2 protein-coding genes are annotated in these 2,397 nt (G+C 22.2%); both read left to right on the forward strand.

What is annotated here, in order from left to right:
- The first annotated feature begins 425 nt into the window (after positions 1–425).
- Entirely contained in the window at positions 426–1,943 is a 1,518-nt protein-coding gene (locus GBZ86_RS15045) for an McrB family protein (RefSeq protein ID WP_152892005.1), read from the forward strand.
- A gap of 5 nt (positions 1,944–1,948) precedes the next feature.
- Positions 1,949–2,397 (forward strand): 5-methylcytosine restriction system specificity protein McrC (locus tag GBZ86_RS15050; protein WP_207707467.1); only part of this gene is annotated, 449 nt, incomplete at its 3' end.

Here is a 2,397-nt window from a genome sequence, read left to right on the forward strand (position 1 = left end):
TTAAGAAATTGGGATCTACCACCATGTGTAGCACTTAATCCTACTGATGAAATAAAAAAAACTTTAAACAATAGCTTGTGTAAATAATTTTTAAAAATATCAATAATTTTTTAAGAGAGTTCTTTTTTAAAATCATCTGTAAAAATTTAACTTTCGTTAATACAGTTTATATTGAAATTTTTTGATTCTAAATCAAAGCATACGACAATTTTCTTGACAAACACCGATATGAAGATAAAAGAACTTTAGCCTTAACCTTCGTAAGACAAAATGATTGGATTAGAAATTTAATTAATTATAAAAAATATAAGGATTTATCCAAAGTCACAGAAGTTGTAAGAAATGTTATATCATACATTTCTTTGCCATCAAAAAGAATATCAATTTTTAAAAATTTAAAAATAAATAAATTTTTGCAATATGTTATGCCTGAATTTAAAGTAGAAAATAGCTATGAAATATTATGTGATACAATTTTTAAATATTTTCAAAAATTTAATATTGAAGTTAAAAATAATGAAAATATAGGTTTAATTTATGGTAAATTAATATTTTCAAAAAATTTAAATAAAGAATGGGATGTAGAAAATAATTATTGGAAAATACAACCTTTTAATGATAAGGAGTTATCTAGAGAAGAGGTTGTTAACTATTTAAAAGAAGATGTTATTGTTTCCAAAGATACTTCTTTAAGAAAAAATGCTAATAATAATATTTTTTATGCAGTAGGAAAAAATAATGAGTTGTTTTTAGGTTTTTTCATAGAGAAAGCTAAGAAAATAAAAGGAGAGTTTTATAAAAGAAAGTTTAAGAAAATTGCAGATGTCAGTGGAAATTTAATAAATACTCTACCTACTAATAAATCTTGGGGAAATAAATATAGTACTAAAGCTTTTATAAATGTAAAGTTAGAAGAACGAAAGGATTTCGAAGATGAAGTTATAAATAAATTATTTAATAAAGATATTGACATTTTAATAGAAGAAATAAAAAAAATAGAAATTGACAAAGAAGAGGATATAAATACATACTTAGAATATAAGTCAAATGAAGAAGAAACAATATATAGTAAAGAAATTGATACTCCTTTAAATTTAATATTATATGGTCCACCAGGAACAGGAAAAACTTATAATACCATTAATTATGCAGTAAGTATTATAGAAAAAAAAGAGGTTGATGAAGTTATAAATGAAGCTAAAAAAAATAGGAAAGAGGTTTTTGTTAGATATAAAAATTATTTAGCCAATAAAAAAATAATTTTTACTACTTTTCATCAAAACTATAGTTATGATGATTTTATTCAAGGCATAAGAGCCAATACTAATAATACAGAAACTCTTTCTTTCATAAAAGAAGATGGAGTTTTTAAAGATCTTGTAGAAAGAGCTAAAGTAGATCCAGAAAATAATTATGTAATTATAATAGATGAAATTAATAGGGGAAATATCTCTCGTATATTTGGTGAATTAATTACTTTAATAGAAGAAGATAAAAGATTAGGCATGGAAAATGAAACTAAAATTACATTGCCTTCTAAGGAAATATTTGCAGTTCCTTCAAATTTATTCATCATAGGAACAATGAATACTGCTGATAAATCACTTGCTTTAATTGATTTAGCTCTTAGAAGAAGATTTGACTTTATTTCTATGTATCCAGATTATACAGTTATACCAAATTTCGAACATATATTAAGACCTATAAATAAAGCTATCTATGATGAGAAGAAAAGTGCAGACTATTTATTAGGACATGCCTTTTTTATTAACAAAAATGAAAAAGATTTAAAAAATATTATGAACAAAAAAATAATTCCATTATTAAGTGAGTATTTATTTAACAATGAACATGAGATAAAAGATATATTATCAAAAGGTGGAATTATAGTTGAAAAAAATATAGATAATTTTCAATTGCAATATAAAGGATTAGAGGAATAATTTTTATGAAATTAAAAGAATTTGGAAAACCTATAGAATTTCCTATTGAAAGATTACAAAGGTTTAAAATCTTTATTCAAGAAGCTTGGAATAAAAGATATTCTTTGTATGATGATAGTTCTTTGTATACCCAACAGGAAAATAATAAACAGCAATTTTTAATTTTTGATGAAAATTTAATAAAAGGAAGAAACTATATAGGATTTATTTGTTATGAAGATATACCTATAACCATTTATCCCAAAATATTTGATAAAAACATAGAAGAAAATTTATTAGATACTTACTTAATTACTAACTTAATGTATTGGCTTAAAAGAACTAAAAGAGTAAAATTACCCACTATTGATACTAAATTTGATTTAAATAAAGAAAATAATTTTTTAGAAATATTAATTTACATATTTAGTAAACATACATATGATTTAATATATACTAAGCCTTTTAATTGTTA

Origin of the sequence: Clostridium tarantellae (genome assembly GCF_009295725.1) — a bacterium.
Lineage (GTDB): Bacteria > Bacillota > Clostridia > Clostridiales > Clostridiaceae > Sarcina > Sarcina tarantellae.